The sequence below is a fragment of the Kocuria salina genome (assembly GCF_013368965.1).
Classification (GTDB): Bacteria; Actinomycetota; Actinomycetes; order Actinomycetales; family Micrococcaceae; genus Kocuria; species Kocuria rosea.
In genome coordinates this window covers 189,110-212,633 of record NZ_SSSF01000007.1, presented here as the reverse complement: position 1 = coordinate 212,633, position 23,524 = coordinate 189,110, and the positions used below count along the sequence as shown (strand labels likewise).

General features: G+C 74.3%; 23 protein-coding genes. 10 read left to right on the top strand and 13 right to left on the bottom strand.

All coding sequences use genetic code 11. The annotated features are described in order from the left end of the window. Nucleotides 1-10 precede the first annotated feature (10 nt). Complete coding sequence (gene rsmI / locus E7Z53_RS14630; protein ID WP_425323782.1) at nucleotides 11-973, bottom strand: 16S rRNA (cytidine(1402)-2'-O)-methyltransferase; 963 nt, start codon at nucleotides 971-973, stop codon at nucleotides 11-13. 78 nt (nucleotides 974-1,051) lie between these two features. On the opposite strand from rsmI, the gene E7Z53_RS14625 reads away from it, so the two are divergent. Further along, nucleotides 1,052-2,695 carry a dolichyl-phosphate-mannose--protein mannosyltransferase gene (locus E7Z53_RS14625; protein WP_369597994.1) on the top strand — a complete coding sequence of 548 codons (1,644 nt, stop codon included), beginning with the start codon at nucleotides 1,052-1,054 and terminating at the stop codon, nucleotides 2,693-2,695. 9 nt (nucleotides 2,696-2,704) lie between these two features. Here the strand turns inward: E7Z53_RS14625 and E7Z53_RS14620 are convergent, their stop codons facing one another. The 5 genes from E7Z53_RS14620 to E7Z53_RS14600 all read right to left on the bottom strand — a co-directional run bounded on the left by E7Z53_RS14620 (nucleotide 2,705) and on the right by E7Z53_RS14600 (nucleotide 6,975). Beyond that, the gene (locus E7Z53_RS14620) at nucleotides 2,705-3,727 is read right to left on the bottom strand and encodes a TIGR01906 family membrane protein (protein ID WP_081615703.1); all 1,023 of its coding nucleotides are present in this window, start codon (nucleotides 3,725-3,727) and stop codon (nucleotides 2,705-2,707) included. Nucleotides 3,728-3,833: 106 nt separating this feature from the next. Then, on the bottom strand, nucleotides 3,834-5,126 hold the full coding sequence (locus tag E7Z53_RS14615; protein WP_035926681.1) for a L,D-transpeptidase: 1,293 nt from the start codon (nucleotides 5,124-5,126) through the stop codon (nucleotides 3,834-3,836). Between the two features lie 153 nt (nucleotides 5,127-5,279). Next, entirely contained in the window at nucleotides 5,280-5,624 is a 345-nt protein-coding gene (locus E7Z53_RS14610) for a hypothetical protein (RefSeq protein ID WP_176338041.1), read from the bottom strand. A gap of 116 nt (nucleotides 5,625-5,740) precedes the next feature. Further along, nucleotides 5,741-6,430 (bottom strand): DUF3499 family protein, encoded by a 690-nt coding sequence (locus E7Z53_RS20845; RefSeq protein ID WP_081994390.1) that lies wholly within the window; start codon nucleotides 6,428-6,430, stop codon nucleotides 5,741-5,743. 14 nt (nucleotides 6,431-6,444) lie between these two features. Next, entirely contained in the window at nucleotides 6,445-6,975 is a 531-nt protein-coding gene (locus E7Z53_RS14600) for a WhiB family transcriptional regulator (RefSeq protein ID WP_176338040.1), read from the bottom strand. Between the two features lie 311 nt (nucleotides 6,976-7,286). On the opposite strand from E7Z53_RS14600, the gene E7Z53_RS14595 reads away from it, so the two are divergent. Then, a complete protein-coding gene (locus tag E7Z53_RS14595; RefSeq protein ID WP_146202119.1) occupies nucleotides 7,287-8,078 on the top strand; it encodes a TIGR03089 family protein in 792 nt (263 codons plus the stop codon). Nucleotides 8,079-8,088: 10 nt separating this feature from the next. Here the strand turns inward: E7Z53_RS14595 and E7Z53_RS14590 are convergent, their stop codons facing one another. Further along, nucleotides 8,089-8,745 (bottom strand): GtrA family protein, encoded by a 657-nt coding sequence (locus E7Z53_RS14590; protein WP_095650444.1) that lies wholly within the window; start codon nucleotides 8,743-8,745, stop codon nucleotides 8,089-8,091. Between the two features lie 344 nt (nucleotides 8,746-9,089). Between E7Z53_RS14590 and E7Z53_RS14585 the strand changes: the two genes are divergently transcribed. From E7Z53_RS14585 to E7Z53_RS14570, 4 genes are all read left to right on the top strand, one after another. After that, nucleotides 9,090-10,205, top strand: a complete 1,116-nt coding sequence (locus E7Z53_RS14585) for a 5-(carboxyamino)imidazole ribonucleotide synthase (RefSeq protein WP_255219595.1) — start codon at nucleotides 9,090-9,092, stop codon at nucleotides 10,203-10,205. A 136-nt stretch (nucleotides 10,206-10,341) separates the two neighbouring features. After that, nucleotides 10,342-10,827: a 5-(carboxyamino)imidazole ribonucleotide mutase gene (gene purE, locus E7Z53_RS14580; protein ID WP_095650486.1), complete on the top strand. Its 486-nt coding sequence runs from the start codon at nucleotides 10,342-10,344 to the stop codon at nucleotides 10,825-10,827. A 66-nt stretch (nucleotides 10,828-10,893) separates the two neighbouring features. Then, nucleotides 10,894-12,510: an LCP family protein gene (locus E7Z53_RS20840; protein WP_176338039.1), complete on the top strand. Its 1,617-nt coding sequence runs from the start codon at nucleotides 10,894-10,896 to the stop codon at nucleotides 12,508-12,510. A gap of 55 nt (nucleotides 12,511-12,565) precedes the next feature. Beyond that, on the top strand, nucleotides 12,566-13,585 hold the full coding sequence (locus tag E7Z53_RS14570) for a lipid II:glycine glycyltransferase FemX (protein ID WP_176338038.1): 1,020 nt from the start codon (nucleotides 12,566-12,568) through the stop codon (nucleotides 13,583-13,585). Between the two features lie 10 nt (nucleotides 13,586-13,595). Here E7Z53_RS14570 and E7Z53_RS14565 read toward each other — a convergent pair whose 3' ends face one another. Then, the gene (locus tag E7Z53_RS14565) at nucleotides 13,596-14,771 is read right to left on the bottom strand and encodes a hypothetical protein (protein ID WP_176338037.1); all 1,176 of its coding nucleotides are present in this window, start codon (nucleotides 14,769-14,771) and stop codon (nucleotides 13,596-13,598) included. A gap of 223 nt (nucleotides 14,772-14,994) precedes the next feature. Next, nucleotides 14,995-15,942: a class II fructose-bisphosphatase gene (gene glpX, locus E7Z53_RS14560; RefSeq protein WP_109222828.1), complete on the bottom strand. Its 948-nt coding sequence runs from the start codon at nucleotides 15,940-15,942 to the stop codon at nucleotides 14,995-14,997. A gap of 282 nt (nucleotides 15,943-16,224) precedes the next feature. On the opposite strand from glpX, the gene E7Z53_RS14555 reads away from it, so the two are divergent. The 3 genes from E7Z53_RS14555 to E7Z53_RS14545 all read left to right on the top strand — a co-directional run bounded on the left by E7Z53_RS14555 (nucleotide 16,225) and on the right by E7Z53_RS14545 (nucleotide 19,060). Continuing rightward, nucleotides 16,225-16,914: a DUF4245 domain-containing protein gene (locus tag E7Z53_RS14555; protein WP_176338036.1), complete on the top strand. Its 690-nt coding sequence runs from the start codon at nucleotides 16,225-16,227 to the stop codon at nucleotides 16,912-16,914. Further along, a complete protein-coding gene (locus E7Z53_RS14550; RefSeq protein ID WP_176338035.1) occupies nucleotides 16,911-17,561 on the top strand; it encodes a carbonic anhydrase in 651 nt (216 codons plus the stop codon). The genes E7Z53_RS14555 and E7Z53_RS14550 overlap by 4 nt, the downstream gene beginning before the upstream one ends. 77 nt (nucleotides 17,562-17,638) lie before the next feature. Further along, nucleotides 17,639-19,060 carry a class II fumarate hydratase gene (locus E7Z53_RS14545; protein ID WP_035927125.1) on the top strand — a complete coding sequence of 474 codons (1,422 nt, stop codon included), beginning with the start codon at nucleotides 17,639-17,641 and terminating at the stop codon, nucleotides 19,058-19,060. Nucleotides 19,061-19,180: 120 nt separating this feature from the next. Here the strand turns inward: E7Z53_RS14545 and E7Z53_RS14540 are convergent, their stop codons facing one another. Further along, complete coding sequence (locus tag E7Z53_RS14540; RefSeq protein WP_176338034.1) at nucleotides 19,181-19,651, bottom strand: NUDIX hydrolase; 471 nt, start codon at nucleotides 19,649-19,651, stop codon at nucleotides 19,181-19,183. A 61-nt stretch (nucleotides 19,652-19,712) separates the two neighbouring features. Beyond that, nucleotides 19,713-20,237 carry a prepilin peptidase gene (locus E7Z53_RS14535; protein WP_217905809.1) on the bottom strand — a complete coding sequence of 175 codons (525 nt, stop codon included), beginning with the start codon at nucleotides 20,235-20,237 and terminating at the stop codon, nucleotides 19,713-19,715. 66 nt (nucleotides 20,238-20,303) lie between these two features. On the opposite strand from E7Z53_RS14535, the gene E7Z53_RS14530 reads away from it, so the two are divergent. Then, on the top strand, nucleotides 20,304-21,059 hold the full coding sequence (locus E7Z53_RS14530; protein ID WP_176338032.1) for a hypothetical protein: 756 nt from the start codon (nucleotides 20,304-20,306) through the stop codon (nucleotides 21,057-21,059). 10 nt (nucleotides 21,060-21,069) lie between these two features. Here E7Z53_RS14530 and E7Z53_RS14525 read toward each other — a convergent pair whose 3' ends face one another. Further along, nucleotides 21,070-22,419: a PhoH family protein gene (locus tag E7Z53_RS14525; RefSeq protein WP_017832410.1), complete on the bottom strand. Its 1,350-nt coding sequence runs from the start codon at nucleotides 22,417-22,419 to the stop codon at nucleotides 21,070-21,072. Between the two features lie 190 nt (nucleotides 22,420-22,609). After that, nucleotides 22,610-23,371 (bottom strand): isoprenyl transferase, encoded by a 762-nt coding sequence (locus E7Z53_RS14520; RefSeq protein WP_095650453.1) that lies wholly within the window; start codon nucleotides 23,369-23,371, stop codon nucleotides 22,610-22,612. Nucleotides 23,372-23,524: the final 153 nt, after the last annotated feature.

The following is a 23,524-nucleotide window of genomic DNA, read 5'->3' as shown; positions in this document are numbered from 1 at the left end:
CGGACCGCCCCTATGCCTTGCGGGCCGCCAGCACCGTCTCGTAGAGCTGCCGCTTGCCCACGCCCGTGCGCTCGGCCACGCGGCCGGCGGCGTCCTTGAGCCGGGTCCCGGCGGCCACGAGCGCCTCCACCTCGGCCACGAGGTCCTCGGGTCGCGCGGCCTCGGGGGCGGGGGCACCGGCGACGACGACGGCGATCTCCCCGCGCACCTGCCCCTGCCCGCACCAGTCCACGAGCTCGGTGAGCGAGCCCCGCACGACCTCCTCGTGCAGCTTGGTGAGCTCCCGGGCGACGACCGCCCGGCGGCCCGGGCCGAACGCGTCCCGCAGCGCGGCGAGCATGACCTCGAGCCGGTGCGGGGCCTCGTAGAAGACCATGGTGCGCCGCTCGCCGTCGAGCTCCGCCAGCCGAGCGGCACGCTCCGAGGACTTCCGCGGCAGGAAGCCCTCGAACGTGAACCGGTCCGTGGGCAGGCCGGACACGGCCAGTGCCATGAGCACCGCCGAGGGGCCGGGGATCGCGGTCACGGTCAGGCCCTCGGCGGCCGCGGCCTCCGCGAGCCGGTAGCCGGGGTCGGAGACGGTGGGCATCCCGGCGTCGGAGAGGACCAGCACGGTGCTTCCCGACCGGACGGCGTCGAGCAGCTCGGCGACCCGTCCGGCCTCGTTGTGCTCGTGGTGGGTGAGCACCCGGCCGCGCGTGGTGACCCCGAGCCCGGCGGTGAGCCGGCGCAGCCGCCGGGTGTCCTCCACGGCGAGCACGTCCGCGGTCTCGAGGGCCGCCCGCAGCCGGGGCGGCGCGTCCCCGAGGTTGCCGATCGGGGTGCCCGCCAGGACCACCTGCCCGGGGCCCGCGGCGGCGCCGTCGGAGGCGCCGTTCCGGGCGTCGGCGGCGTCGGTGGGGGCGCCGTTCCGGGCGTCGGCGGCGTCAGTGGGGGCGTCGGCAGGAGTGTCGTCGTGGGGTTCCGTGTGCACGGGTCCACTCTACGGCGCGCTCCGCGGGCCTCCCCCGCGGCTCAGCGGGCGCCGGGACGCGTCCCCTACGATGACACCGTGAGTTCCTCGGTGCGCGCCCCACTCCTGGCGCCGGAGCCTCGGCCGGCGGCACCGGTGGGCACCCTGCGCCGGTCCCTGGCCCCCGCCGCCCTGCGGGAGCGGCTGCTGCCGGCCCCCGCGGCGGTGGCCCGGCTCGCGTGGCTGGGGCCGCTGCTGGTGGTCCTGCTCGGCGGGCTGCTGCGCTTCCACCGGCTCTCCCACCCGGACGCGATCGTCTTCGACGAGACCTACTACGTGAAGGACTCCTACTCGCTGCTGCTGCACGGCTACGAGCGGCAGTGGCCGGAGGGCGCCGACGAGCTGTTCGTGGCCGGCACCCCGCCGGAGGCCCTGGCCACCCCCTCCTACGTGGTGCACCCGCCGGCCGGGAAGTGGCTCATCGCGTTCGGCATGTGGCTCTTCGGCACCGAGGACCCGCTGGGCTGGCGCTTCTCCGCGGCCCTGGTCGGGACGCTGTCCATCGCACTGGTGTGCGCCGCCGGGTGGCTGCTCTTCCGCTCGGTCACGGTGGCCACGCTCGCGGGGCTGTTCACCGCGGTGGACGGGCTGCACCTGGTGCAGTCGCGGCTCGCGATGCTGGACGTGTTCCTGATGTTCTTCGTGCTGCTCGCGTTCGTCCTGCTCCTGCTGGACCGGGAGCACGGGCGCCGCCGCCTGGTCGCCCGGCTGGGGGTGGCCCCGGGCCGCGACGTCCCGGAGGCGGAGCTGCGGCGCCGCCTGGAGTGGGGGCCGTGGCTGGGCGTGCGCTGGTGGCGGATCGCGGCGGGCGCGGCCTGCGGGCTCGCGGTGGGCGTGAAGTGGAGCGCCCTGTTCCTGGTGGCCGGGCTGGGCGTGCTCACGGTGCTGTGGGACCTCAACGCCCGCCGGGTGGCCGGGGTGCGGCGCTGGTTGCCCGCCGGGGTGCTCAAGGACGGCGTGCCCGCGTTCTTCGCGGTCGTCGGGACGGGCCTGGTGGTCTACGTGTCCACCTGGGCGGGCTGGTTCGCCTCGACGGACGCCTACGACCGCACCTGGGCGCAGCAGCACCCGGGCGAGGGCCCCCAGTGGCTGCCCGCGCCCCTGCGCTCGCTGTGGGCCTACCACTCCTCCGCCTACGGCTTCCACAGCGGCCTGGGCACCGAGCACGCCTACGAGGCGCTGCCGTGGCTGTGGCTGACCCTGGGCCGGCCCACCTCCTACTTCTACGAGGACCCGGAGCGGGGCAGGTCCGGGTGCGCGGTGGAGCACTGCTCGCAGGCGATCCTCAACATCGGCAACCCGCTCCTGTGGTGGACGGCGATCGCCGCCGTGCTCGTGGCCGCGTGGCTGTGGGCCGTGCGGCGGGACTGGCGCTTCGGGGCGCTGACCGGTGTGTTCGCCGCCGGGTACCTGCCCTGGTTCCTGTACCCCGAGCGCACCATGTACTACTTCTACGCGCTGCCCGTGCAGCCGGCCCTGATGCTCATGCTCGCCGGCATGCTCGGCCTGGTCCTGGGCCGTCCCGGGGACACCGTGCGGCGCCGGCGCGCGGGTCTCGCGGTGGTGGGGGTGTTCACGGCCGCGGTGCTCCTGCTCAGCGCGCACTTCGCCCCCGTCTGGTACGCGGAGACCGTCGAGTACGCCCAGTGGCGGGAGCGGATGTGGTTCACCGCCTGGATCTGACCCGCCGGCTCAGCGACCGGCCAGCCGCCGCTTGAGCTCCTGCCGCCGGCGCACCCGGTCGAGGGCCCGGTGCCGGCGGAAGGCCGTGGGCCAGGTGGCGGCCATGACCGCGAGCGCCCCCAGGAGGGCGAGGCCGGCCACGGCGATCGCGGCGTCCATCCAGAACTGGGTGGGGTACAGCCGGATGAGGGTGTCCGAGGCCCGGAAGGTCCAGGACCCGTCCGCGAAGAACAGGGAGTGGAACAGCGCGAAGAACTGCTGCCAGCCGAGCACCGCGGCGACGGCCAGCGCCACCAGCAGCGCCACGGTCAGCCACGAGCCGAAGAACAGGGCGCCGGAGGCGGCCCCCGGGGCCTTCGCCCGCAGGTACAGGCACGAGACGAGGCCGAGCAGCGCGAGGACCGCGACCACCGCGAGCGCGGCCTGCAGCACGATCTTCACGTCGGTCATGTGCGCGACCTCGGAGCCCAGGAACAGCGGGGCGCCGTCCGCGTCCTGCAGCCCGCCGAGGAACCCGGCCGGGGCCCAGTTCATGACGTAGTCCAGCCCGTAGGAGCCGAAGACCATCCGCTCCTCGGTGGAGAAGCCGTAGGAGTCCGCCGGGAAGCCCGGGCGGTGGTACTCCGCCCACAGGAACAGCGGCGTGGCCACCACGCGCACGGCCGCGGCGAGCAGCGCGAGCGGGAGCACGAGCGCCAGGAGGACCTGCTGCAGCCGCGGCAGCCGCGGCTCGTCCGCCAGCGCGTCCCGGCGCAGCGCGGATCGGCGGCGCGCCTCCGCGTCCGGGTCCTCGTCCCCCGCGGCCTCGTCGGCCCCGACGGCGCGGGCGCCGCCCCCCGTGCGGCCCGTCCCGGCGCCGCGGCTCCCGCCGCGCCCACCGGGGCGGTCGTCGTCGTGCGCGTCCTCGGACGCGCTCTCCGCGGGGACGACGGCGGGGAGCAGGCCCGTCCACACGGGCTCCTCGCGCTGCCGGTCGTCCGCGGGCGGGTCTGCCTGCTGCCAGGGCGCCTTGTCGTTGCTGGGGGTGGCCACGGGCGGGTCCTTCGGTCGGAGGGGGTCGGTGGTCCGGGGCGGGCGGGTCCGCTCCGGCCGGTCCCGATCCTACCCACCGCCGGCCCCCTCCCTCACCTGCGGGGGCTCACCAGTCGCCCTTCCACTCCTCGTCCGCGTAGTGCTCGAGCGGGATGTTCCAGTCGCCGTACCCGTCGTCGGGATCGGCCTGCGGGTAGCCGGTGCCCACGACCTCCACGACGTCCCCGGGCCGGAACACGTCGTGGATGAACTTCGCGCCCTCGGGCGGCATGCCCACGCATCCGTGGGAGACGTTGGCGATCCCCAGGACGGGCAGCGCGGAGGGCAGCGCCTGGTGCACGAACTCGCCGCTGGCGGTCAGCCGGGACACGTTGGAGGCCCAGAACGTGTCGTACCAGTGCGGGTCCCCCGGCTCCAGTTCCAGCGAGGAGGCCTTGAACAGGTACGTCGGGGCCTGCTCCATGATGACCTTCTGCCCGGTGGTCGAGGGCCAGTCCGGATTGCCCAGGGTCACGGGGAACGTCCCCGCGACCTCGCCGTCCACCCAGGCGGTCAGCGTCTTGGTCTCGTTGTCCACCCGGGCGTAGTGCTCGGCGCCGGTCGAGAAGCTCCGGCGCAGGTCGTGGTTGCCCACCATGCCGTGGCCCACGTCGAGTCCGAGGAGGTCCAGGGAGACCGTGATCTCCGAGCGCGGCGCCCACTTCTCGGCGGGGCGGTAGCGCAGCATCGTGTCCGAGTACCACCGGAAGGCGCCCGCCCGGTCGCCGCCGCCGTCCACGGTGACGGCCTCCTCGACCTGCTCCTTGTGCACGACGGGCTCGGAGAAGGTGAACTCCAGGACCTGACCGGTGCCGTAGACCCCGCCCTCGGCCACGTTGAGGCGCGCGTCGACCTCGTTCGCCGCGAGGACGGTCGTGAACGTGCTGGTGCCCGTGGTCGGTCCCGTCCCGGAGGCGGTGCTCCAGTGCACGACGTAGGGGGTGTCGAAGGCCAGGACCGCGGTGCTGGTCCAGGTGCGGCCGTCGGCGGAGAGCTCCCCGGGCACCGGATCCCCGCCGGCGGCGGGCACCAGCACGACGTCGGTCAGCTCGCCCCCGTCGGCGCGCACCACGACCGGTTCCACGGGGTTGTGCTCGACCGCCGCGTCCGCGGGGGCGACGGTGACCTCGGCCGGTGCGGCCGTGGCCCGCCCGCTCGGGGACGGCGTGGCCGAGGCGGTGGTAGTCGGGGCGGTGGCGGCCGGGGCGGTGGCGGCCGGCTCTGCCGCGGGGGTCCCGGAGGCCTGCGCGCAGCCCGTGGCGAGCAGGACCGTCACGGCCCCCAGCGCGACCAGGCGCCGGGGGGACGGCAGCGCTCGCGGGGCGGGGGGCGCGGGAACCGGGCAGGAGGACAGGGGCATGGGAAGCGGCACCTCGGGCGTCTGGGGGGTGGGGGGAACGCTGGGGAACTGCTTCCCACGATAGGTCCGCCGGCCGCGCAGGACCGCACCCGCCGCCCCTCGGTCACGAATGTTAACGCCTTCGTGACCCCCGGCGACGTGGCCGGTGCGTCATCACCCGGGGGTCAGGCAGGCGATGCCGTGGGCGATCGGATAGACCGGGTGCACGCCGTCCCGGAACGGGCGGTCGCTCATCAGCCGGTCGGCGTCCACGGGGATCAGCGTCCCGCCCGTGAGGGGGCACCGCAGGAGCTCGAGCAGACCGGGCGCCAGGGCGACCGCCACGGGGGGCACCGGCTCCGGCTCGGGCACCGGCAGCGCCCAGGGGGCGGGGCGGCGGTCGGCCGGTGCCTCGTGGTGCCGCGCCGGCCGGCTCTCGTGGCGGGTCTCGGTGCGGAGACCGGTGTGGAACTCGGTGTGGAGTTCGTGAGCCGGCTGCGTCGTTGCAGGGACAGTCATGGGGGGACTCCTGGTGCTCCGGGGGGAAGAGCCTTCCGCACCGGACAGGTGCGGTCTGCGGCTCATCCTAGGGGCGGAGCACGGGCACGGTGCGGAACCGGCCGGGGACGCGCGGTTCAGGCCTCGGGCCGGGCGGAGCCCCCGGGCACGGCGGGCCGGCGCAGGTGCGCCCGGTGCAGGGCCGCGGGCACCGGGACGTCGTTCCACGGCACCTCGGGGGCCGGCTCCGGGGCCGGCCGCGGAGCGCGCTCGGGCACGGCCGGGCGGGAGATGCCGGTGGCGGGGCCCCGGGGGTCCTCCGCGCCGGCAGCCCGGGGGTTCTCCGGGGCGGGCACCGAGGGGCGCTGCGGGGCCGTCGTCGGGCCGCCCGGTGCGGCACGCTCCGGGGCACCCGCCCGGCCGCCGGTCCGGGGGCTCGTGCGGGGGCTCTCAGGACGCGGCGCGTGCGGTGCCGGGGATGCCGGGGAGGAGGGTCGCGGCAGGGAGACGTCGCGTAGCACCGTCCGCGGGCGGTCGCGGACGGGCGCCGGGGGCTCGCCCTCCCGGACCGCCTCCGCCACGGCGCCGATGTCCTCGCGCCGGGCCCTCGCCTCCGGCGGCTCCAGCCGGACCACGCGCCAGCCCCGGGGCACCGTGAGCCGGTCGGCGTGCACGGCGCACAGGTCGTAGGCGTGGGGCTCCGCGTGCCCGGCGAGCGGGCCGACGACGGCGGTCGAGTCCGAGTACACGTAGGTCAGAGTCGTGACGGCGTCCCGCCTGCAGGTCTGGCGGGAGCAGAGGCGGGTGGGACTGCCGGAGGAGCTCATGGCCCGAAACTACCTCAGCGGGCGAGACGGCGGAGGCGGCGGCGCTCGCGCTCGGAGAGCCCGCCCCAGATGCCGAACTTCTCGTCCTTGCTCATCGCGTAGTCGAGGCACTCCGCCTGCACGGGGCAGGCCTCGCACACGCGCTTGGCGTCACGCGTGGACCCGCCCTTCTCGGGGAAGAAGGCCTCCGGGTCGGTCTGGGCGCACAGTGCGTCGGTCTGCCACGCGAGCTCGCCCTCGTCCTCGTCCACGGCGTACAGCCCGGCCACGGCGCTCCAGTCGGAGCCCTCGTCGGCCGCCGGTGCCTCGAGCAGGTCGAGAGCGGGTGCCGCGCCGGCGCCGGAGAGGTTCTGGACGGCCTCGTGGGCCCGGAGGTAGGCCGTGGCCTGGTCCTCCATGCTCCCGGCCGCCCGGCGGGCGTGCCGCTCGGCGGCCCGGGGGTCGACGGGATCGACGAACCAGTCCTCCGGCACCGAGCGCATGCTCAGCCGACGGGCCTCGAGGGGGCTGGATTCCACGACCTGCTGTCGTGCGGCCTCTCCCATGACTTTCCTTCCATCCGACACGATTGCTCGGGTGCGGCGCAGTACGGGGGTCGCCGACCCTGTGCATCCCGGAGAACGTATCCTTGCTGATCGTCTGCCGGACTTCCCAATTACACGTGTGTAACTAGTACGGAGTCAACCCGTCCCGGGTGACCGCCCATGCCACGATATCCGGGAAGAATGTCTTTGGGAGTAGACGTTTTTCCACGTCACGGCCCGATTTTCGACAGGAATGCCGCAGAGGGCGAAGAATGCGGCCCTACGCATATGCCGAACCGCCGCCGCGGGCACGGCAGCCACGAGGAGGAACCATGGACACCCCGACCCCCCGATCTGTCCCCCGCTTGGTGGACAAGCTGCGCAGCAGCAGCCGCCCGGCCCTGATCTGGTACGGCCGGGACGGCGAGCGCGTGGAGCTCTCGGGGCGGGTCCTCGACAACTGGGTGGCCAAGACCGCGAACCTGTGGGTGGACGAGCTCGACCTCGAGGCGGGCGACGTCGTGGCCGTCGGCGACGAGGTGCACTGGCGCAGTCTCGCGGCCGTCCTCGGGTCGTGGACCATGGGGGCCGCGGTGCGGGTGGTCGATCCCCGCGAGGACGCGGCGGAGCCCGGGGACCGGGCCGTGGTGGGCCTCGTCGACCCGCAGGGGGCGACGCCCCCGCTGCTGGACCGGGTGCCCGCCGGGGCGCGGGCCGTGGTCCTGGACCGGCCGGCGCTCTCGCTCGGCCACCGCGGCGAGCTGCCGGACGGGGACGTCCTCGACTACTGCGCCGAGGTCCGCTCTCACGCGGACGTCTACGACGGCCTCGAGGAGCCGGCGCCGGACGGTGCCGCGCTCCGGGCCGCGGGCACCGACGACGGCTTCCTGCCGCACGACCGGCTGATGCCGGCCGCGGGCGAGCTCGCGGCCGGGCGGGAGGACGTGTGGGGGACGGCGTCGGCCGTGCACGTGCCGGGCCGGCGGATGGACGCCGAGTTCCTGCTGCGCGTGCTGGCCGTGCTGGCCGGGGGCCGGGCCGCGGTCGTCACGGACCGTCCGGCGGACGCGGCCGACGACGGCTGGCGGTCCGTGCTGGCGGCCGAGAACGCCGTCGCGTTCTGAGCGGAACGGCTCAGCGCCCCTCCGCCGGCTCCGTGCTCCCGTGGCTCTCGTGGCTCTCGTGGGTGTCCGAGCCGGGGGCCGCCGCGCTCCCCGCGCGGTGGCGGGCGCCCTCCCGGTGGGGGTGCTGGTGCGCGCGGTGGGGGTGCTCGGCGCCCTCCGCGGGCTGGTGACCCGTGATCAGGGCGATCTCGAGGGCCGCGGTGTCCGCGAAGTTGGGGTCCTCGTCGAGCTCCTCGGTGAACACCCAGAAGCGGTAGGCGAAGTACCGGAAGACGGTGCCGAGGATGGTCCCGATGATCGTGCCGGACACGAAGGACGCGTAGGCGCTGGTGAGACCCAGCACGTAGTAGCTGAAGCCGAGGCAGCCGAGCTCGATGGCCATGCCGATGCCGTTGGCCACGAGGAACTGGACCAGCTCGCGGCGCTTGTCCGACTGGCGCTTGTGCCGGAAGGTCCACAGCCGGTTGGCGACCCACGCGAAGACGATGGCCACGGCGGTCGCCACGAACTTGGCCTTGAGGTGGCCGTCCTCGAACACCGTGTGCATCAGGATCCAGGTGAGCGACGCGTTGATCACGAACGCGAGGGCGCCCACGACGCCGAACTTCATGAGTTCCTTGACGAAGAGGTGCCACAGGGCATCGAAACGGTCGACGAGGCGGTTCACGCGGCTTCAGGTCTCCCAGGTGGTGAGGCGGTGGGCGCCGGCCGGCGCGGCGGTCGACGCGCACGGGAGAGCACCCGCGGCGGACCTCGGCACATCCTACCCCGCCCCTCCTGCACGGCACCGGAGAGTTACAGCACAGTCCCCTGGCCGTCGCGGGGCCCGTGCCGGGCAGGTGCCGGGGCCGAGGCGGGAGCACGACGCCGGAGACCGGGCGGCGGGCGGCCCCGGAGGCAGGGCATCCCGGCCCGCCGAGCGGTCCCGGCGGACCGGGATACCCTGGTCGGGTGAATTCTTCTGTGACCGCCCCTGTCGTCGGCGTCGTCGGAGGCGGGCAGCTCGCCCGCATGATGGCGCCCTCCGCCACCGCCCTGGGGATCGAGCTGCGCGTGCTCGCCGAGGGCCCCGACGTCTCGGCGGTCGCCGCCGTGCCCACCGCCCCCGTGGGCGACTACACCGACCTCGACGTGCTGCGCCGGTTCGCCGCGGGCGTCGACGTGCTGACCTTCGACCACGAGCACGTGCCCACCGAGCACCTGCAGACCCTGCTCGCCGAGGGCGTGGACGTCCGCCCGGGCCCGGACGCGCTGGTGCACGCCCAGGACAAGCTGTGGATGCGCGCGGCCGTGGAGCGCCTCGGGCTGCCGAACCCGCGGTGGGAGGCGGTCGCCGACGTCGAGGAGCTGATCGCCTTCGGGGAGCGCACGGGCTGGCCGGTGGTGCTCAAGACCCCGCGCGGCGGCTACGACGGCAAGGGCGTCATGGTGCTCGGCACCGCCGAGGACGCCCGCGGCGCCGAGCCGGCGCAGTGGTTCGCCCGCACGGACGGGCCCCTGCTGGCGGAGGAGAAGGTCGGGTTCTCCCGCGAGCTCTCCGCGCTCGTGGCCCGGACCCCCTCCGGCGAGGTGCGGGCGTGGCCGGTGGTGGAGTCCATCCAGGTGGACGGCGTCTGCGACGAGGTGCTCGCGCCCGCCCCGCATCTGCGTCCCGAGGTCGCGTCCGCGGCCGCGGACGCCGCCCGGACGCTGGCCACCGAGCTGGGCGTGACCGGCGTGATGGCCGTGGAGCTCTTCGAGACCCCCGGCCGCGGCACCGGGTTCCTGGTCAATGAGCTCGCCATGCGCCCGCACAACTCCGGGCACTGGACCATGGACGGATCCGTGACCAGCCAGTTCGAGCAGCACCTGCGCGCCGTGCTGGACCTCCCGCTCGGGGACACCGGGCTGATCGGCGGGTCCGCGGTGATGAAGAACTACCTGGGCGGGGCGAACCAGGACCTCTTCGGCGCCTACCGGGCGGCCATGGGCGCAGAGCCCCGCGCCAAGATCCACAACTACGGCAAGGCCGTGCGGCCCGGGCGCAAGATCGGCCATGTCAACCTCACCGGCACCGCGGACGAGATCCCGGAGCTGCGCCGGCGGGCCACCCGCGTGGCCGCCGTGCTGCGCGACGGGCAGGCCTGACCCGCGTGCCTCCCACGGCCCGTCCAGCCGGGACGGATAGCGTAGCCCCAGACCGGACCGCGATGGCGGCCCCCACCCGCCGAGCAGCCCAGGAGCACCAGTGAACGAGAAGCAGCAGCCCGTCGTCGGCGTCGTGATGGGCTCGGACTCCGACTGGCCCGTGATGGAGGCCGCCGCCACCGCCCTCGAGGAGTTCGGGATCGCGTACGAGGCCGACGTCGTCTCCGCCCACCGGATGCCCACCGAGATGATCGAGTACGGTCGGCGGGCGCACGAGCGGGGGCTGCGGGTGATCATCGCCGGGGCCGGCGGCGCCGCCCACCTGCCGGGGATGCTCGCCTCGGTGACGCCCCTGCCCGTGATCGGCGTCCCCGTCCCCCTGAAGACCCTCGACGGCATGGACTCGCTGCTGTCGATCGTGCAGATGCCCGCCGGCGTCCCGGTGGCCACCGTGTCCATCGGCGGGGCGCGCAACGCCGGGCTGCTGGCCGCCCGGATCCTCGCCGCCGGCGCGGACCCGCAGGCCGAGGTCCTGCGCGGGCAGCTCCTGCGCTTCGCCGACGAGCTCCGGGAGACCGCCCACGCCAAGGGCGCCGCCCTGCGCACCCGCCTCGACGGCTGACCCGGGCGCCCGCGCTCCCGCCCTCCCGTCCTTCCCCCTGCCCGCCCTTCCTCGCCGGAGCTGCCCGTGAACGGCCACACCCCCCGCGCTGAGCACGATCCCCGCCCGCCCCACGACCCGTCCGCCGAGGGTTCCCGGTCCCGGGACCTCCCGCCCGACGCCGTGACGGCCGTGCGGGGCGTCGACGACGACGCGGCGAGCCCGCCCCGGCTCACGGATCCGCTGCGCCACCCGCAGCACGCCGGGGACGGCACCCGGGCCCGGCGCGCGTGGACGCTGCTGCTGTCCACGCTCGTGGTCCCCGGCAGCGCGCAGCTCGTCGCGGGCCGGCGGGCCGTCGGCCGGGCGGCCCTCAAGGTCGACGTGGTGGTCTGGGCCGCGGCGGCGCTGGCGCTCCTGTCCCTGGTGCTGTGGCGCACTCCCCTGGTCTGGTTCCTGACGAACTCGTTCACGTCCCTGCTGCTGATCGCCGGGCTCGTGGCCCTGGCGGTGGGATGGGCGCTGCTCTTCTTCGACACGCTCCGGCTCGTCCGGCCCGGCCTGCTCGTGCAGCGGACCCGCCGCGCGGTGGCCGCGGCCACCGTGGCGCTCATGCTCGTGACCTCCGGCGGACTGGCCTGGTCCGCCTACCTGCTGTCCGTGACGCGCGGCGCGGTCTCGGACGTCTTCGGGGGCGGGCTGCCCTTCCGGCCCGCGGACGGGCGGTACAACATCCTGCTCATGGGCACCGACTCCGGGGAGGACCGCTCGGGCCGCCGCCCCGACTCGATGACGGTGCTCAGCGTGGACGCCGACTCCGGGCGGACCGTGACCGTCTCCCTGCCGCGCAACCTGCAGAACGCGCCCTTCCCTTCGGACTCGCCGCTGGCCGACGTCTATCCCGAGGGCTTCGACTGCGGCGACGAGTGCATCCTCAACGCCCTCTACACCGACGTCACGAACAACCACGCCGAGCTCTACCCCGACGCCGCGGACCCCGGCGCCGAGGCCATGAAGGACGCCGCCTCGGGCGTCCTCGGCATCGAGGTCCAGGCCTACGCGATCGTCGAGATGAACGGTTTCGAGCAGCTCGTCGACGCCCTCGGCGGGATCACCATCGACGTCGGCGGGCGCGTCCCGATCGGCGGCGGCACCGACCTGGTGACGGGCCTGCCGAACGAGATCTTCGGGTACATCGAGCCCGGCGTCCAGCGCCTGGACGGCTACCACGCCCTCTGGTACGCCCGGTCCCGCGAGGGGGCCACGGACTACGACCGCCAGGCGCGCCAGCGCTGCGTACAGGCCGCGATGCTCAAGCAGCTCAACCCCGTCAACGTGCTGACCCGGTTCGAGGACCTCGCCAACTCGGGCACACAGGTCGTCGAGACCGACATCCCGCAGAGCCAGATCGGCTCGTTCGTGGACGTGGCGCTCAAGGCCAAGGAGCACGAGCTCGTGCAGTACGCCGCCGGCCCGCCGTACTACGACCCGTCCTTCCCCACCTACCCGGACTTCGATCTGCTGCACGAGGACCTCGACCGGGTGCTCGAGGAGGCCACGGACCGCGGCGCGCGGGACGCGCAGGCGCTGCCGGCCGGCACCCCGGTGGGCTCCGGGATCGCGATGGCCGCCCCCCTCGCGGCGGCGAAGCCCCTCGTGGGGACGCAGGAGCTCACGCCCAACGGCACCTGCTCGGTGCCCTGACCGGCCCGGACCGCGGGGCGCCGGCGGCGCCCTGACGCCCCGGTACAGTGGGGGCGTGGCGAACATACTGCAGTCGAACGCATGGGCCGGATTCCAGCGGAACCTGGGGCACAAGGTGTTCCAGGCCTCCGGGGACGGATGGCGCTACCTCGCGATCCTCGAGGGCGGCCGGACGGGCCGCTACCTCTACTGCCCGTACGGTCCCGAGGCGCGGACCCCGCAGGCCTTCGAGGCCGCGCTCGACGACCTCGCCCGCACCGCCCGGTCCGAGCGCTGCTGGTTCGTGCGGGTGGAGCCCGTCGACGCCGCGGTGACGGACGGGCTCGAGACGCCCGAGGCCTCGCTGCGCCGGCGCGGGCTGCGCCCCGCCCCCCGGCAGGTGCAGCCGGGGCACACCCAGGTCATCGACCTCACCCAGGACGAGGACGCGATCCTCAAGGACATGAAGTCCACCAACCGCAACCTGCACCGCAACATCGCCAAGAAGGGCGTGACCTTCACGACCTCGGCCGACCCCGAGGACGTCGACGTACTGCTGGGCTTCCTCGAGGCCACGGCCGAGCGCAAGGACTTCGCCCGGCAGCAGGACGCCTATCTGCGCGAGGCCGCCCGCAGCCTCATGCCCGTGGGCGCGGCGGCCCTCTACGTGGCCCGGCTGGACGGGGAGCCCATCGGCGCCTCCCTCGTCTACGACTCCGACGACACCCGCACCTATGCCCACGCCGCGATGGACTTCGAGCACCGCAGGCTCTCGGCGGGGATTCCCCTGGTCGTGCGGATGCTCCTGGACGCCAAGCAGAAGGGCCTGAGCCGTTTCGACCTCTTCGGCACCGCGCCCGAGGACGCCGGCCCGGATCACCCGTGGCACGGCTTCACGAAGTTCAAGAAGTCCTTCGGCGGCCGCCCGGAGTCCTATCCCGGGACCTGGGACCTGCCGCTGAGCCGCGGGAGGTACGCCGCGTACACCGGTGTGCGCGCCGCCCGGGAGGCCGCCGTCTCGGCCCGCAAGAGCCTCCCGGGCCTGACCGGCCGACTCCGGGAGTCCGTCGCCGGGATGCGCCGCCGGGAGTCCTGAGCGCCCGGTCTCAGCGCCCCGCCGCGTCCCGGAGGGCGGAGATGCTCTCGCCGACCACGCGGCGGGTGAGGTCCCGGGCCCGCCGGGCACGCCCCCGCGCGGGACGCGACGCGCCGTCGTCGTCCTCGGGCACGTCGTCCGGCTCCCCGAGGTCGGGGGACCACGCCGGGGCCGGTTCGCCCAGGCCCAGCTCCGCGGCGACCGCGGTCCCCGAGGCCTCGGCGGCGGCCTCGGCGACGTCCTCCGAGAACTCCCCCGCCGGGCCACGGCCCAGGGCCTTCTCCCAGGGGCCCAGCACCGGGCGCTCCGTCGCCGCCAGCTCGCGGACCACGAGCGGCACCTCCGTCTCGTCCGGGTCGCCGCCGTCGAGACGCTGCACGCGCCGCTTCTGCAGCTCGACGATCCCGGTCAGCAGCAGGGCGTCGTCCACGCCCAGGTCCCGGCCCCGGCGGGTGAAGCCGAGCCGGTAGATCATCGCCAGACCGCGCGTGTGCACGAACCACAGGTAGCCCAGGGCGGCCTCGCGGCCGTCCTCGGCGGCCTCGGTGGCCACGAGCAGCAGCGAGTCCTCGCCCAGGTCCTCCAGCAGCTGGGTGATGAGCCGGGTCCGCAGCCCGATGTTCGCGAGGACCCGGCTGCCCGCCGTGACCTCCCGCACCGTCACGCCCGGGGTGCGCAGTGCCGTGCGGCAGCGGTCCAGGGTGGCCTCCGAGAGCCGCCGCGAGAGGTCCCACTCGGTCTCCCCGAGCACCACCTCCAGCCGCCGGGGCTCCTCCGGCCCGGCGCCCGCGGCGGGCCTGGTGAACCCGGCGGCCTCCAGCGCCTCCGGGGTGCCGGGCGCGCGCAGGGTGTCGGCCTGGAAGCGCAGCAGGACGGCCGAGTGCTCCTCCCGGGCCCAGTCGGCGAGGGCGGCGGCGACCACGGGCAGGTCCTCGGGCCGGTGGACGTGGCAGTGCACGGTCCCGGCGACCACGCGCTCGGCCTCGGAGCGCAGGTAGAGCTGCGCGTAGCCCACGGTGCGCTGCTCGGCGTCGTGGACCATGACGCGGTCGACCCGGAGACCGGGGCCCTCGGCGGAGACCTGGGCCTCGCCGATGCCCCACAGCTGCTGCGGGTGCCCGCCGGTCACCCGGACGGTGGCGTCCCAGGTCTTGCGGTTGGGACAGGGGCTGACCGTGGTGCTCACGTGGGGATCCTCCTCGTCACCCGGGCGCTCCGCCCCGGCTGGGGGACCGCGGTCGGCGCCCGCAGTTCGGCCTCCAGTCTAGGGCCGGGACGGGCTGGGAGAGGGGCCGGACACGGTGCGACGGGGACGGGAGGACCCCCGCACCGGAGGTCGGTGCGGGGGTCCTGTCACGGCCGTGCGGGCCGGGCCCGGCGCCGGCCCGGTGTCAGGCTCAGCGGCAGGCTCAGTGGCGCGCGTACTTCTCCCACTTGGAGGCCAGGTGCTCGGCCTCGACCATCCGCACGGTCCCGGAGCGGGAGCGCATCACGATGGACTGGGTGGTGATGCGGCGGCCGCGGTAGCGCACGCCGCGCAGCAGGTCCCCGTCGGTGATGCCCGTGGCGGAGAAGAAGCAGTTGTCCGAGGTGACGAGGTCGTCGGTGGTCAGCACCGCGTCCAGGTCCAGTCCGGCGTCGAGGGCCTTCTGGCGCTCGTCGTCGTCGACCGGGGCGAGCCGGCCCTGGATGATGCCGCCGGTGGCCTTGACGGCGCACGCGGTGACGATGCCCTCCGGGGTGCCCCCGATGCCCATCATGACGTCCACGCCGGTGCCCTCGCGGCAGGCCGCGATCGCCCCCGCCACGTCCCCGTCGAGGATCATCCGGGTGCGGGCGCCGGTGGCGCGGATCTCGTCGACGAGCTGCTGGTGGCGCGGGCGGTCCAGCACGCACACGGTGAGCTGGTTGATGTTGACGCCCTTGGCCCGGGCCACGAGGTGCAGGTTCTGCTTGACGGGCAGGCGCAGGTCCACGAAGTCCGCGGCCTCCGGGCCCACCACGAGCTTGTCCATGTAGAAGACGGCCGAGGGGTCGAACATCGACCCGCCGTCGGCCACCGCGATGACGGCGAGGGCGTTGTTCATGCCGAGCGCGGTGAGGCGGGTGCCGTCGATCGGGTCCACGGCGACGTCGGAGGCCGGCCCGGAGCCGTCGCCCACCTGCTCCCCGTTGAACAGCATCGGGGCCTCGTCCTTCTCGCCCTCCCCGATGACCACGGTGCCGTTGAAGTGCACGGTGGAGAGCAGGGACCGCATGGCGTCGACCGCGGCCCCGTCGGCGGCGTTCTTGTCGCCTGCGCCGACCCACTGGCCGCCGGCGATCGCCGCCGCCTCGGTGGTCCGCACCAGCTCCATCGCCAGGTTGCGGTCGGCCACGTTGTTGGTGCGCGCGGGGATCGTTCCGGTGGATTCTTCGGCCACGTTGTTCCTCACCTTCGAGTTCACGTTCTTCGGGACCCCCGGGCCGGGCTCGGCCGCGGGCGCGGTCCACGTCCCGCCCAGCATATCGCCCGCGTCCGCGCGGACCGCGACCTGTGCCACATTGCGGCCGGGTGCGTCCTGGTCCGCCCGGGCGGGTCCGCGGCGGAGGGAGCCGGCGCGGCGGACAGCGGCCGGCGGACAGGGCACAATGGACGGGTGAGTTCCTCGACCCCCGACCGTCCCGCCGAGCACCCCGCGGCAGAGCACCCCGCGGCCGGCTCTGAGGCCGCCGCGGCCCCGGAGCAGCCGCTCCCGCAGATCACGGAGAAGCAGGCCCGGCGGCTCAACGCCCCGGTGCAGGGGATGATCATCTCCATGGCGGTCCTCCTCCTGCTGGTCCTGCCGTTCGTGTGGCTCCAGCCGCGCCCCGACGCCCAGCCGTACCGCCCCGACGTCGACGTCGCCCAGGAGGCGGCCTACGTCGCGGACGAGGCGCCCTTCACCCCGGTGGTGCCGGAGCCGGGCGAGGACTGGACCGCGAACTACGCCCGGTGGAACGGCGGCGCCGCCGAGGGGGTGCCCTTCTGGGAGATCGGCTGGGCCACCCCGCAGGGCAGCTTCATCGGCCTGGTGCAGACGTCCATGGCCAATCCCACGTGGCTCGCCCAGCAGGCCGAGGCCGTCCCCGCCACCGCGACGGTCGACGTGGGCGGCGTGCCGTGGGACGTCCACGTCCGGGAGGAGTCCCGGAACCAGGACGCGCTGACCGTGTACACCGGTGAGATCAACGGCTCCACGGTGGTGCTCAAGGGCGACGCGCCCGGCGCCGAGCTGGACCGACTGGCCGCCGCCGTCGCCGAGGACCTCACCGACGCCCCTGCCCCGCGAACCACGGAGATGCCATGACCCCGGACACCCGCCCCGACGACACCTCGCCCCGCACCCCGGCCGCCGCCTGGCAGCGCCTGCGCGAGGGCAACGCCCGCTTCGTGGCGGGCGAGTCCATGCACCCCAACCAGGACGCCTCCCGGCGGCAGTCCGTGGCCGGCGGGCAGAACCCGTTCGCCGTGATCTTCGGCTGCTCGGACTCGCGGCTGGCCGCCGAGATCATCTTCGACCTCGGCCTGGGCGACGCGTTCGTGGTGCGCACCGCCGGGCAGGTCATCGACGACGCCGTGCTCGGCTCGATCGAGTACTCGGTCGCGAACCTCGGCACACCGCTGATCATGGTCCTCGGCCACGACTCGTGCGGGGCCGTGACCGCCGCGCACAGCGTCGCCGGCTCCGGGCAGATGCCCCGCGGCTTCCAGCGGGACCTCATCGAGCGGATCATGCCCTCCGTGCTCGAGACCCAGCGCCTCGGCCACCAGGACGTCAACGCGGCGGTCGTGGAGCACACCAAGCAGACGGCGTCCCGCCTCATGGAGCAGTCCCGGGTGATCGCGGACGCGGTCTCCAACGGCGACGTCGCCGTGGTCGGCGTCTTCTACCACCTCGAGGACGGCGAGGCGGAGCTCGTCCACGGGCACGGCACCTGGCTGCCGGGCCGCTGAACCGGGCGCCCGGCACGGCGGCCGTCACCCCGGGTCGCCGTGCCGGGCGTCACCCGGCGCTGTCCTAGACTGGCGCCATGGCTGATACCACCGCAGAGACCACCGAGTACCGCATCGAGCACGACACCATGGGCGAGGTCCGCGTTCCCGCGAACGCCCTGTACCGCGCCCAGACCCAGCGTGCGGTCGAGAACTTCCCCATCTCGGGCAAGCCCCTCGAGCCCCAGCACATCGTCGCGCTGGCGCAGATCAAGAAGGCCGCCGCCAAGGCGAACGCGGAGCTGGGGGTGCTCGACGACGAGCGCGCCCGGGCCATCGCGGACGCCGCGGACAAGGTCGCCACGGGGCAGTACGACGAGCACTTCCCGATCGACGTCTTCCAGACCGGCTCCGGGACGTCCTCCAACATGAACACCAACGAGGTGCTGGCGACCCTCGCCAACCAGGCGCTCGAGGGCACGGACGTCGAGGTCCACCCCAACGACCACGTCAACGCCTCCCAGTCCTCCAACGACGTCTTCCCGACCTCCGTGCACGTCGCCGTCACGGGCGCGCTGATCAACGACCTGGTCCCGGCCATGACGCAGCTCGCCGAGTCGCTCGAGCGGAAGGCCGCGGAGTTCCAGGACGTCGTGAAGTCCGGGCGCACGCACCTCATGGACGCCACCCCCGTGACCCTGGGCCAGGAGTTCGGCGGCTACGCCGCGCAGGTCCGCTACGGCATCGAGCGGGTCGAGTCCTCGCTGCCGCGGGTGGCCGAGGTCCCGCTGGGCGGCACCGCCGTGGGCACCGGCATCAACACCCCCGCCGGCTTCTCCGCCCGCGTCATCGAGCTGCTCGCCGAGGAGACCGGGCTGCCGATCACCGAGGCCCGCAACCACTTCGAGGCCCAGGCCAACCGGGACGGCCTGGTCGAGGCCTCCGGGCAGCTGCGCAACGTCGCCTACAGCTACATGAAGATCAACAACGACCTGCGCTGGATGGGCTCCGGCCCCAACACCGGCCTCGGCGAGATCCTCATCCCCGACCTCCAGCCCGGCTCCTCGATCATGCCCGGCAAGGTCAACCCGGTGATCTGCGAGTCCACGATCCAGGTCTGCGCGCAGGTGATCGGCAACGACACCACCGTCTCGCTGTCCTCCACCAACGGGGCGTTCGAGCTCAACGTGGGCATCCCGGTCATGGCCTCGGCCCTGCTGGAGTCCATCCGCCTGCTCGCGAACTCCTCGCGCGTGATGGCGGAGAAGATGATCGACGGGCTCGAGGCGAACACGGAGCGCTGCCGCTTCCTCGCCGAGGCGTCCCCGTCCATCGTGACCCCGCTGAACAAGGCCATCGGCTACGAGGCCGCCGCGAAGATCGCCAAGCACTCCGTGGCGAACAAGATGACGGTGCGCGAGGCGACCATCGCCCTCGGCTACGTCGAGAACGGCCAGCTCACCGAGGAGCAGCTGGACCGGGCGCTGGACGTCACCACCATGACGGGCCCCAACGCCTGACCCTGCGCTCCCGGCGCACCGAGGGGTCGCGTCCGGACGGAAATGCTGCGGCATTCCCTCCGGACGCGACCCCTCGCTGTGTCCGGGCTCAGTTCGCGACCCCTCGCGGCATCCGGGGGCTCAGACCACGAAGCGGGGCGGGCCGCTGTGCGCCCGCGCGGCCCGCAGGCGCTCGAGCTGGTGGGTCGGCATCGGCGGGAGCTCGTCCATGGAGTACCAGCCGACCTCGAGCGACTCGTCGTCGTTGACGCGGGCCTCGCCGGACACCCAGCGGCAGCGGAAGGTGTGGTCCAGGAACTGGCAGCGGTCCCCGTTGGGGTACTGCACGGGCTCCCCCGCCCTGACCGCCACGAGCTCCTCCACGACGGCGACGACGCCGGTCTCCTCCAGGCACTCGCGCACCGCCGTGACCGCCGGCTCCTCGCCGGGCTCCACGATCCCGCTCACCAGTCCCCAGTTGCCGTTGTCGCTGCGCCGGGCCAGCAGCACCCGGCCGTCCTCGCGCAGCACCACGGCGGTGACGGCGGGCAGCCACAGGAGGTCGTGGCCGATCTTCTCCCGCAGGGACAGGATGAACTCGGGGGTGGGCATGCGGGCTCCTCGTGCGGCGTCTCGGGGTGGGGTCCGGCCCATTCTGGCAGGCCGGCGCGCATCACAGCAGCAGGAGGACCCCGAGGGCCCCGGTGATCATGGCGGGACCGAACGCCACCCGGGAGCGGGCGTCGACCCGGCCGAGCACCACGAGCACCGCCCCCGCCAGACCGCCGAGCACGAACCCGGCCGCCGCCCCCAGCACGGCGTGCCAGACGGAGACGAAGCCCAGGCACATGCCGAGCAGACCGGAGAGCCGGACGTCGCCCATGCCCATCCCGGCCGGGTGGAGCATGCGGAGCAGGACGTAGAGCCCGCCCACGACCACCAGGCCCCACAGCATCCACAGCAGCCGGACCGGCTCGCCGGCCACCACCGCCGCCCCGCCCAGCAGCACCCCGCACACGGGGTACAGCGGGCGCACCACGCGGCCGGGCAGCCGGTGCTCCCGCACGTCGGTGCGCCACAGCCACGCGCACGCGACCACGAGCACGGCGGTGCCGAGCAGCGCGAGGGCCCCGGCGACCCACCCGGCGGCGTCCCCGGGGGTGAACTGCTCGGTCAGGAAGGTGCCCACACCGGGCATCGTAGCCCCGGCCCCCGCCGGGACGTGGCGCCTGTGGACGCGCGAGGCCCTCCCTAGACTGGGGTCATGCACCGCTCCCCCGTCCCTGCGCCCACCGACCAGGACGAGTTCTGCGCGCTCAGCCGCTCCTCCCCGTGGCGCTGGGACACCCTGCGGTTCGTGCTGTCCTGGCCGGGACCCGCGGACGCCGCGCCCCGCCGGCCCGTCCGGGCCTGGGTCCGCCGCCCGGACGGCCTGCGCGTCGAGGCCCTGGACGGCACCCCCCTCTATACGGCCACCACGCGGGAGCAGTCGCGCGACGACTTCTACGTCGCCTCGACCTCGGCCTCGTGGCTGCTCGCGCCGCAACTGGTGGCCCCGGTGTTCACGGACTCCGGGCTCGTCGAGCGCCGGCCCGAGGCGGCCTACGGGGACCCCGTCTTCGGCGGCGGCCGCTGGCAGGCCATCCTCGACCCCGTCGAGCTGGCCGGGGACGCCCCCGTGCCGCCCTACCTGCCGGAGCGGCGGCCCTGCACGGTCGAGGACGTCGGCACCGGCACCCACCACGGGCGGCCCGTGCGCGGCGCCGTGGTGGTCCCCGGCCATGCCTACACCCCGACGACGCCGGGGCACCCCCTCGCCCCGGCCCGCACCCGGGTGCTCCTCGACGAGCGGACGGCCGTCTGCGTCCGCTCCGAGGTGCTCGAGGGCCCGCTGGCCGGCACGGGCCACGACCTGCGGATCGAGGCCGTGGACGAGTACTTCATCGACGACCTCTTCCGCTCGGTGCCCCTGGACCTCACGGACGTGAGCAGGCACCTGCCCTGGCCCGTCGGCCCCTGAGGCCCCCGGTTCAGCTGTCCAGGTCGCCCAGCACCTCCGTGACCAGGGCGGCGATCGGCGAGCGCTCCGAACGGGTCAGCGTGACGTGGCCGAAGAGCGGGTGGCCCTTGAGCGCCTCGACCACGGCGGTCACGCCGTCGTGGCGGCCGACCCGGAGGTTGTCGCGCTGGGCGACGTCGTGGGTCATGACCACCTTGGAGTTCTGCCCGATCCGGGACAGCACGGTGAGCAGCACGTTCTTCTCGAGGGACTGCGCCTCGTCCACGATCACGAAGGCGTCGTGCAGGGACCGGCCGCGGATGTGCGTCAGGGGCAGCACCTCGAGCATGCCCCGGTCGAGCACCTCCTCGACGACCTCCTGCGAGACCAGCGCCCCGAGGGTGTCGAACACCGCCTGGCCCCACGGGTTCATCTTCTCCTCCTCGGAGCCGGGCAGGTAGCCGAGCTCCTGGCCGCCCACGGCGTAGAGGGGACGGAAGACCATGACCTTGCGGTGCTCCCGGCGCTCCATCACCGTCTCCAGGCCCGCGCACAGGGCCAGGGCGGACTTGCCGGTGCCGGCGCGCCCGCCCAGCGACACGATGCCCACCTCGGGGTCCAGCAGGAGGTCGATGGCGAGCCGCTGCTCGGCGGAGCGCCCGTGCACGCCGAAGACGTCCCGGTCCCCGCGCACCACCCGGGCGGAGCCGTCGGCGCGGACCCGGGCCAGGGCGCTGCCGCGCACGGAGTGCAGGGTCAGGCCCGTGTTGGCCGGCAGCCCCTCGGCGCCCGGGACCACGACGGCCTCGCCGCCGTAGAGCCGGTCCACCACGTCGTCGGGGACCTCGAGGGCCGCGGTCCCGGACCACTCGACGTCGGAGCCGACCCACTCGGCCCGGTACTCCTCGGCCTCCAGGCCCAGGGCGGAGGCCTTGACCCGCATGGGCAGGTCCTTGGAGACGATGCACACGTCCTTGCCCTCGTTGGCGAGGCTCAGCGCCACCGCCAGGATCAGGGAGTCGTTGTCCTTGAGCCGGAAGCTCACCGGCAGGACGGTGTCCGAGACGTGGTTGAGCTCCACCACCAGGCTCCCGCCCTGGTCCCCGAGGGGCACGGGCCGGTTGAGCCCGCCGTGCTCCACGCGCAGGTCGTCGAGCAGCCGCAGGGCCTGCCGGGCGAAGTAGCCCAGCTCCGGGTCGTGCCGCTTGCCCTCCAGCTCGGTGATGACGATGACGGGCAGCACCACCTGGTGCTCGGCGAAGCGCAGGATCGCCCGGGGGTCGGACAGCAGCACCGAGGTGTCGATCACGTAGGAGCGCACCCCGGCGCCCAGGGGGGCGGAGATGTCGGTGATGCGCTCCTGCTTCTTGGAGATGCTCATGGTGGCCCTTCCTCCTCGGTCCGGCGGGCGGCGTCAGCGCCGTCCGCCTGAGGACAACGTATGCGGACCGGACCCGCCGCGCGAGCAGAAACGGTGAACGGCGCGCAAATTGCCGGCGACCGCCCCGGGCGTGCCCGGCGCCGCGCCCGGGGACGGCGTCCGGGACGACGACGGGCGGGGTCCGGTGGGCTCAGCCGCCGAAGCGCCGCTGCCGCGAGGCGTAGTCGCGCAGCGCCCGCAGGAAGTCGACGCGCCGGAAGTCCGGCCACAGCGCCTCGCAGAAGTAGTACTCGCTGTAGGCGGACTGCCACATGAGGAACCCGGACAGCCGCTGCTCGCCCGAGGTGCGGATCAGCAGGTCCGGGTCCGGCTGCCCGCGCGTGTAGAGGTGCTGGGAGATGTCCTCCACGGACAGGCTCTGCGCGAGCTCCCGGACGTCCGCGCCGGCGTCGAGGGCATCGGTGAGGACCTCCCGCACGGCGTCCACGATCTCCTGCCGGCCCCCGTAGCCGACCGCGATGTTCAGGTGCGGGCCGGCGTTGCCCGCGGTGCGCTCCGTGAGGTCGGCCAGGCACGCCGCGAGCCGCGGCGGCAGCATCTCGAGGGCGCCGACGGGCTGGACCCGGCAGATGCCCGTCTCGGTGAGCGTGTCCATGAGGTCGGAGATGATCTCGAGCAGGGGTTCCAGCTCCGCGGCCGGGCGCTTGAGGTTCTCGGTCGAGAGGATGTAGAGGGTGACCACCTCGATGTCCAGCTCCCGGCACCAGCCGAGGAACTCGACGATCTTCTGCGCGCCCGCCTTGTGCCCGTCCGCGGTCGAGGCGCCGAACTGCTTGGCCCACCGCCGGTTGCCGTCCACGAGGACGCCGACGTGCTTGGGCAGCCGCCGGGGGTCGAGCTCGGCGGAGAGCCGGCGCTCGTAGAACCGGTAGAGCGGCCGTGGCTTGGGCATCTGTGCTTCCTCCCGGGTTCTCGCGCACGGTGTCGGGGGTTGGGCCGGACGTGGTGGGGGCCACGGTGCCGGGCGTGGTGGTGATCACGGACCCGGCCGGCTCTCGGCGACGCCTCCTAAACTACCCGGTGGGAGACCGGACGGACTCACGCA